General features: G+C 68.0%; 8 protein-coding genes and 1 pseudogene. 8 read left to right on the top strand and 1 reads right to left on the bottom strand.

Features of this window, described 5'->3' with window-relative positions; translation table 11 throughout:
* The 3 genes from H0W38_RS11805 to H0W38_RS11795 all read left to right on the top strand — a co-directional run.
* The coding region (locus H0W38_RS11805) for a DNA translocase FtsK (protein ID WP_292454183.1) at positions 1 to 1143 on the top strand (1143 nt) is incomplete at its 5' end.
* An 11-nt stretch (positions 1144 to 1154) separates the two neighbouring features.
* Positions 1155 to 1838, top strand: coding sequence for an outer membrane lipoprotein chaperone LolA (gene lolA, locus H0W38_RS11800; RefSeq protein WP_292454181.1), 684 nt, complete (start codon positions 1155 to 1157; stop codon positions 1836 to 1838).
* Positions 1839 to 1865: 27 nt separating this feature from the next.
* The gene (locus H0W38_RS11795; protein ID WP_292454179.1) at positions 1866 to 3194 is read left to right on the top strand and encodes a replication-associated recombination protein A; all 1329 of its coding nucleotides are present in this window, start codon (positions 1866 to 1868) and stop codon (positions 3192 to 3194) included.
* Positions 3195 to 3203: 9 nt separating this feature from the next.
* On the opposite strand, the gene H0W38_RS11790 is transcribed toward H0W38_RS11795, so the two are convergent.
* Positions 3204 to 3593, bottom strand: a complete 390-nt coding sequence (locus H0W38_RS11790; protein ID WP_292454176.1) for an EscU/YscU/HrcU family type III secretion system export apparatus switch protein — start codon at positions 3591 to 3593, stop codon at positions 3204 to 3206.
* Between the two features lie 12 nt (positions 3594 to 3605).
* On the opposite strand from H0W38_RS11790, the gene H0W38_RS11785 reads away from it, so the two are divergent.
* From H0W38_RS11785 to H0W38_RS11765, 5 genes and pseudogenes are all read left to right on the top strand, one after another.
* Positions 3606 to 3959, top strand: a complete 354-nt coding sequence (locus H0W38_RS11785; protein WP_292454173.1) for an ATP-binding protein — start codon at positions 3606 to 3608, stop codon at positions 3957 to 3959.
* Between the two features lie 170 nt (positions 3960 to 4129).
* Positions 4130 to 5053 carry a branched-chain amino acid ABC transporter permease gene (locus H0W38_RS11780; RefSeq protein ID WP_292454170.1) on the top strand — a complete coding sequence of 308 codons (924 nt, stop codon included), beginning with the start codon at positions 4130 to 4132 and terminating at the stop codon, positions 5051 to 5053.
* A gap of 15 nt (positions 5054 to 5068) precedes the next feature.
* Positions 5069 to 6124, top strand: a pseudogene (locus H0W38_RS11775) (branched-chain amino acid ABC transporter permease); the annotation flags it as partial.
* 175 nt (positions 6125 to 6299) lie between these two features.
* Entirely contained in the window at positions 6300 to 7082 is a 783-nt protein-coding gene (locus H0W38_RS11770) for an ABC transporter ATP-binding protein (RefSeq protein WP_292454164.1), read from the top strand.
* Between the two features lie 14 nt (positions 7083 to 7096).
* The coding region (locus H0W38_RS11765; RefSeq protein WP_292454160.1) for an ABC transporter ATP-binding protein at positions 7097 to 7587 on the top strand (491 nt) is incomplete at its 3' end.

Genomic DNA, 7587 nt, shown 5'->3' with positions numbered 1-7587 from the left:
CTCGGCTCGCAGGCCTACAACGATGCGAGTTCGATGCTGACCATCGGCCTGGGCAAGGACATCGTCGGCGGTCCGGTCGTCGCCGATCTCGCCAAGATGCCGCACTGCCTGGTCGCGGGCACCACCGGCGCGGGCAAGTCGGTCGGCATCAACGCCATGATCCTCAGCCTGCTCTACAAGGCCGAGGCGCGCGACGTGCGGCTCATCCTCATCGACCCCAAGATGCTCGAGATGAGCATCTACGAGGGCATCCCGCACCTGCTGTGCCCCGTGGTCACCGACATGAAGCAGGCCGCCAACGCGCTCAACTGGGGCGTGGGCGAGATGGAGCGGCGCTACAAGCTGATGAGCAAGCTGGGCGTGCGCAACCTCGCCGGCTACAACAAGAAGATCGACGAGGCCGCGGTCAAGGGCGACAAGCTGCCCAACCCCTTCAGCCTCACGCCCGAGCAGCCCGAGCCGCTGGAGCGCCTGCCGCACGTGGTGATCGTGATCGACGAGCTGGCCGACCTGATGATGGTGGTCGGCAAAAAGATCGAGGAGCTGATCGCGCGGCTGGCGCAGAAGGCGCGGGCGGCCGGCATCCACCTGATCCTGGCCACGCAGCGGCCGAGCGTCGACGTGATCACCGGCCTCATCAAGGCCAACATCCCGACGCGCATCGCGTTTCAGGTCAGCAGCAAGATCGACTCGCGCACCATCCTCGACCAGATGGGCGCCGAAGCGCTGCTCGGCATGGGCGACATGCTCTACATGCCTTCAGGCACCGGCCTGCCGGTGCGCGTGCATGGCGCCTTCGTCAGCGACGAGGAAGTCCACCGCGTCGCCGACTACCTGCGCAGCCAGGGCGAGCCCAACTACATCGAAGGCATTCTCGAAGGCGGCACGCTCGACGAAGAGGGCGGCGCGGCGGGCGAGGGCGGCGGCGCAGCCGACGCCGAGGCCGATCCCATGTACGACCAGGCCGTGGCCATCGTGCTGCAGCACAAGCGCGCGTCGATCTCGCTCGTGCAGCGCCACTTGCGCATCGGCTACAACCGTGCGGCGCGGCTGCTGGAACAAATGGAGAAATCCGGGCTCGTATCGGGCATGGCGACGAACGGCAACCGCGATCTGCTGGTGCCCCGGCGCGATGCCGAATGAAGGGTCGAGCGATGAAGGGTGAAGGACTCGCGCGTGTGCGGCGATCGTTCGGCTGGGGCGGGCAGCGCGGCGAGCGCCCCTCTTTCGTTGCGCGCTTGTGCGTGGCCGGGCTCTTGACGCTCGCCGCGGCCTCCGTCCGCGCCGATGCGCTCGACACGCTGAAGGCCTTCATCAGCGAAGTGAAAACCGGCCGCGCGGACTTCACGCAAACAGTGACCTCCCCCGACGGCGCCAAGAAGCGCAGCTCCAGCGGCAGCTTCGAATTCGCGCGCCCGAACCGCTTCCGTTTCGCGTACGTGAAGCCCTACGAGCAATTGATCGTCGCCGACGGCCAGAAGGTCTGGCTCTACGACACCGACCTCGAGCAGGTCACAGTGCGGCCCTTCGACAAGGCCTTGGGCGCCACGCCCGCCGCCTTGCTCGCGGGCGGCTCGCTGGAAGGCGACTTCGATCTGAAGGCGCTGCCCGACGAAGGCGGGCTGCGGTGGGTGCAGGCGCTGCCGCGCGTGAAAGACGGCTCTTTCCAGTCGCTGAAGATCGGTTTTCGCGATGGCACGCTGGCCGCGGTGGAGATCGTCGATGCCTTCGGTCAGCGCTCGCTGCTGGCGTTTTCGCAGGTCGAGGCCAACCCGGCCTTGCCGGCCGAGCGATTCCGCTTCGTCCCGCCGGCCGGCGTCGACGTGATTGCGCAGTAGGAGCGCAGCGAAGAGGCCGCCGACGCCATGCCTTCGATGAGCCTGCCGCTGGAACCTGCTGCCGCGCGGGCCGGCGGCGCCGATGCGCCCCTGGCCGAGCGGCTGCGGCCGCGCTCGCTCGAAGAGGTGATTGGCCAGCCGCAGTTGCTGGGCGAAGGCAAGCCGCTTTCTGCGGCCTTCGCCTCGGGCCGACCGCATTCGATGATCCTCTGGGGCCCGCCCGGCACCGGCAAGACCACGCTCGCGCGGCTGATGGCCGAAGCCTTCGACGCGCAGTTCATCGCCATCTCGGCGGTGCTCGGCGGCGTGAAAGACATCCGCGAGGCGGTCGAGCAGGCGCAGGTCGCGCGCGGCATGGGCCGGCGCACCATCCTCTTCGTCGACGAGGTCCACCGCTTCAACAAGTCGCAGCAGGACGCCTTCCTGCCGCACGTGGAGTCGGGCCTTTTCACCTTCATCGGCGCGACCACCGAGAACCCGTCGTTCGAGGTCAATTCGGCGCTGCTGTCGCGGGCGCAGGTGTACGTGCTCAAGTCGCTGGGCGACGATGATTTGCGGCTGCTGTTCGAGCGCGCCCGAAGCACCGCGCTCGCCCACCTGCAGTTCGACGCCGTGGCGATCGACACACTGATCGGCTACGCCGACGGCGATGCGCGGCGCTTTCTCAACCTGCTGGAACAGGCCGATACGGCGGCGCGCGCCGCGAAGGTGCAGCGCATCGACGCCGCTTTCGTGCAGAACGCGCTCAGCCTCAACGTGCGCCGCTTCGACAAGGGCGGTGACAACTTCTACGACCAGATCTCGGCGCTGCACAAGTCGGTGCGCGGCTCGCATCCCGACGCCGCGCTGTACTGGCTGTGCCGCATGCTCGACGGCGGCGCCGACGCCAAGTACCTCTCGCGGCGCATCGTGCGCATGGCCTGGGAAGACATCGGTCTGGCCGACCCGCGCGCGCTGCAGATCGCCAATGACGCCGCCGCCACGTACGAGCGGCTCGGCTCCCCCGAGGGCGAGCTGGCGCTCGCGCAGGCCGTCATCTACCTCGCCATGGCCGCCAAGAGCAACGCCGGCTACATGGCCTACAACGCGGCCCGCTCGTTCGTGAAGCAGGACAAGTCGCGCGAAGTGCCGGTGCATTTGCGCAATGCGCCGACCAAGCTGATGAAGGATCTGGGGCACGGCCGTGCGTACCGCTATGCGCACGACGAGCCGCAGGGCTACGCGGCCGGGGAAACCTATCTGCCCGAAGGCGTGGCCGAGCCTGGGTGGTACCGGCCGGTGTCACGCGGCCTGGAGGCGAAGATCGCGGAGAAGATAGCTTACCTGCGCGGCCTCGACGAAGCCAAGGGGCGCTAGCGCAAGCGTTCAGCGCCGCGCGGCGTGCGCATCGGCGGCCTGGCCCTTCAATGTCTGCAGCCAGCGGAACACCTCGGCCACCGCCTCGACGTGCTCGTCGCCGATGTATTCCCCGATCGACACGCCGCGAAAGAGCGACCGGGCCAGTGGCGGACTCTCCAGTACCGGAATTGCTCGCCGCCCCGCCTCGCGGCGCATGCGCAGCGCGTCGGCGTCCTGCCCCTTGGCCACCACCACCGGAAGCGTCACGACGCCCGGCTCGTAGTACAGCGCCACGGCGAAGTGCGTCGGGTTGGTCACGACCACGTTGGCGCTCGCCAGGCCCGGCTGTACGGGCGACTCGAGCAGCTCTCGCTGCTGCCTGCGCAACTCCGCCCTGAACTCGGGATCGCCTTCCATGCCGAGGGCGAGGTGGTGATCTCGATCACCGACGACGGCCCGGGCTTCGCTGCCTACGAACCGGGCCACGTGGTGCACCGCTATGCCCGGCGTCAGGAAGATCGCCAAGGGCGCGCGGGGCTGGGACTCGGCTTGACGATCGCGCTGTCGCTGGTGCATGCGCAGGGCGGAAAGATGATCGTCGACAGCCGTCCGGACTTCGGCACCGCCATCCGGCTGCACTTCCCGGCATCGGACGGTCCCGTTTCCTCGGCAGCGGCCGTGCGGTTCGGCCGGCGCCGCAGCGACGGGGGCGGTGGCAGGGCCGGCGCGTCCAAGCGCAGGCCGTCCGTGCTCACGGCCGTGCTCAAGAGTTCTCGGCGATAAAGCGTGTGACGGCGTGGCCGCGGGCCGCGGCCTGCGTCGCCCGAGATGAAAGCCGCGCGCTCGACCTTTAGAATCGCGCGCACTGCGAAGCCCGCTCCATCTCCGGGGCGGGCTTTTTGCTACCTGCGGCCACCACCGCCCGTCGTGCCAAGCCCAGGAGACCTTCCGTCATGGAAACACTCATCCAGCAGATCATCAACGGGCTGGTGCTGGGCAGCATGTACGCGCTCGTGGCACTGGGCTACACGATGGTGTACGGGATCATCAACCTCATTAATTTCGCGCACGGCGAGGTGCTGATGGTCGGTGCCCTGACGAGTTGGACGGTGGTCACCGCACTGGCGGGCATGGGCTTGCCGGGCTGGCTGCTTTTGCTGCTCTCGCTGATCGCCGCGATCGCCGTGTGCACGCTGCTCAACTTCACGATCGAGAAGGTCGCCTACCGGCCGCTGCGCAACGCGCCGCGGCTGGCGCCGCTGATCACGGCCATGGGCATGAGCCTGCTGCTGCAGACGCTGGCCATGATCATCTGGAAGCCGAACTACAAGTCCTTCCCGATCCTGTTGCCCAGCGAGCCCTTCAATGTCGGCGGTGCGGTGATCAACACCACGCAGATCCTGATCCTCGTCGTGACGGCGGTCACGCTGGCCGGGCTCATGTTCCTCGTCAACAAGACCAAGCTCGGCCGCGCGATGCGCGCCACCGCCGAGAACCCGCGGGTCGCCGGCCTCATGGGGGTAAGGCCCGACACCGTCATCTCCGCCACCTTCATCATCGGCGCGGCGCTGGCTGCGCTGGCCGGTGTGATGTACGCGGCCAACTACGGCTCGGTGCAGCACACCATGGGTTTCCTGCCGGGCCTCAAGGCGTTCACCGCGGCGGTGTTCGGCGGCATCGGCAACCTGCCGGGCGCGATGCTCGGCGGCGTGCTGCTCGGGCTCATCGAATCGATCGGCGCGGGCTACATCGGCCAGCTCACCGGCGGCGTGCTGGGCAGCCACTACGTGGACATCTTCGCCTTCATCGTGCTGATCCTGGTGCTCACGCTGCGGCCGCAGGGCCTGCTCGGCGAACGCGTCGCCGATCGCGCCTGAGCAGGGAGCGCCGCCGTGAAGAACAAGCTGGTCGTGTTCCTGATCGCCGCCGCGCTGCTGCTGGCCGCGCCGCTCGTCGCACAGCAGTTCGGCAATGCGTGGGTGCGCATCATCGACATCTCGCTGCTCTACGTGATGCTGGCGCTGGGCCTGAACATCGTGGTCGGCTATGCGGGGCTGCTCGACCTGGGCTACATCGCCTTCTATGCCATCGGTGCCTACCTGTTCGGGCTGATGGCGAGCCCGCACCTGTGGGAGAACTTCGCGCTCGTCAAGGCCATGTTCCCGGACGGCCTGCACTCGCCGCTGTGGCTGGCGGTCCCGCTGGCCGCTGCGGTGGCCGGCATGTTCGGCGTGCTGCTCGGTGCACCGACGCTGCGCCTGCGGGGCGACTACCTGGCGATCGTGACGCTCGGCTTCGGCGAGATCATCCGCGTGTTCCTCAACAATCTCGACTCGCCGGTCAACATCACCAACGGCCCCAAGGGCATCTCCGGGATCGACTCCGTGAAGTTCTGGGGCCTGGACCTGGGCAAGACGCTGGATCTGGGCTTCATCGAGTTGCCGTCGGTGACGCTCTACTACTACCTGTTCCTCGCCATGGTGGTGGTCAGCGTGCTGATCTGCTGGCGGCTCGAACGCTCGCGCATCGGCCGCGCCTGGATGGCGATCCGCGAGGACGAGGTGGCGGCCAAGGCGATGGGCATCAACACCCGCAACATGAAGCTGCTCGCCTTCGGCATGGGGGCCACCTTCGGCGGCGTGGCGGGCAGCATGTTCGCGACCTTCCAGAACTTCATCTCGCCGGAGTCGTTCTCGCTGCAGGAATCGATCATGGTGGTGGCGATGGTGGTGCTCGGCGGCATCGGCCACATTCCCGGCGTGATCCTCGGCGCACTGCTGCTCGCCGCGCTGCCGGAGGTGCTGCGCTACGTGGCCGGGCCCTTGCAGGAGATGACGGGCGGGCGGCTCGACGCGTCCATCCTGCGCCAGTTGCTGATCGCGCTGGCGATGATCACGATCATGCTGGCCCGCCCGCGCGGCCTGTGGCCGGCGCCCGAACACGGCAAGGTCGCGCCGACGCCCGTGCCCACACCGCCACCACCCGAAGGCGGCCCCGCCGAAAGGCCCGACACGCGCGATCGCAGTGCCCATCCCCGGGTTGGCGAAGTGCGCAGGAAGACGCCATGAGCCGCCGGGTCTCTCCAGAGGCGCAAACCGCTGCGCGCAGCGCGGAGCTGGCCTGATGAGCGCGCGCGACATCGTTCTGGAGGTCGCCAAGGTCTCCAAGCGATTCGGCGGCCTGCAGGCGCTCAGCGATGTGGGCATCCGCATCGAGCGCGGTCAGGTGTATGGCCTGATCGGCCCCAACGGCGCCGGCAAGACGACGTTCTTCAACGTGCTGACCGGCCTGTACGCGCCCGACTCGGGCCGCTTCGCGCTGGAGGGCAAACCGTACAAGCCTTCCGCGGTGCACGAAGTGGCCAAGGCCGGGATTGCGCGCACCTTCCAGAACATCCGCCTGTTCGCTGACATGACCGCGCTGGAGAACGTAATGGTCGGCCGCCATGTGCGCACCCGGTCGGGGCTGGTCGGCGCCGTCCTGCGCACGCGGAGCTTCAAGCTCGAGGAGGCCGACATCGCCCGGCGCTCGCACGAGTTGCTGGATTACGTCGGCATCGGCCGCTATGCCGACTACAAGGCGCGAACGCTGAGCTACGGCGACCAGCGGCGCCTGGAGATCGCCCGCGCGCTGGCCACCGAGCCCAAGCTGATTGCGCTCGACGAGCCGGCCGCGGGCATGAACGCCACCGAGAAGGTGGTGCTGCGCGAGCTGATCGACCGCATACGCAACGACGGCCGCACCATCTTGCTGATCGAGCACGACGTCAAACTCGTCATGGGCCTGTGCGACCGCGTCACCGTGCTCGACTACGGCAAGCAGATCGCCGAAGGCAACCCGTACGACGTGCAGCGCGACGAGAAGGTGATCGAAGCCTATCTCGGCGCCGGCCACAAGGCGCAGTGAGCAGGAACGACGCCATGGCAGACGCCTTGCTCCGGATCATCGACCTCGAGGTTGCGTACGGCGGCATCCAGGCCGTCAAGGGCATATCGCTGGAGGTGCGGCAGGGCGAGCTGGTCAGCCTGATCGGCGCCAACGGCGCGGGCAAGACCACCACGCTCAAGGCCATCACCGGCCTGCAGGCAGCGGGCAGCGGGCAGATTGAATTCATGGGGCGCAGCATCAAGGGCCAAGGCCCGTGGGATCTGGTGCGCCAGGGCCTCGTGATGGTGCCCGAGGGCCGCGGCACCTTCACGCGCATGAGCATCACCGAGAACCTGCTGATGGGCGCGTTCTCGCGCAAGGACAAGGAGATCGATGCCGACCTCGAGAAGGTGTTCGACATCTTCCCGCGCCTGAAGGAGCGCCGCCGCCAGCTCGCCGGCACGATGAGCGGCGGCGAGCAGCAGATGCTCGCAATGGGCCGCGGCCTGATGGCGCGTCCGAAGTTGCTGCTGCTCGACGAACC

It is taken from the genome of Methylibium sp. (genome assembly GCF_013817365.1).
Taxonomy (GTDB): domain Bacteria; phylum Pseudomonadota; class Gammaproteobacteria; order Burkholderiales; family Burkholderiaceae_C; genus Methylibium.
The sequence above is the reverse complement of the archived record's forward strand: the minus strand, read 5'-3'. Positions and strand labels throughout refer to the sequence as shown.

What these genes read in the sequence shown, in the direction of transcription:
- lolA (WP_292454181.1), top strand. Translation starts at nt 1,155, where the DNA reads ATGAAGGGTGAAGGACTCGCGCGTGTGCGGCGATCGTTCGGCTGGGGC.
- H0W38_RS11780 (WP_292454170.1), top strand. Translation starts at nt 4,130, where the DNA reads ATGGAAACACTCATCCAGCAGATCATCAACGGGCTGGTGCTGGGCAGC.
- H0W38_RS11795 (WP_292454179.1), top strand. Translation starts at nt 1,866, where the DNA reads ATGCCTTCGATGAGCCTGCCGCTGGAACCTGCTGCCGCGCGGGCCGGC.
- H0W38_RS11790 (WP_292454176.1), bottom strand. Translation starts at nt 3,593, where the DNA reads ATGGAAGGCGATCCCGAGTTCAGGGCGGAGTTGCGCAGGCAGCAGCGA.
- H0W38_RS11770 (WP_292454164.1), top strand. Translation starts at nt 6,300, where the DNA reads ATGAGCGCGCGCGACATCGTTCTGGAGGTCGCCAAGGTCTCCAAGCGA.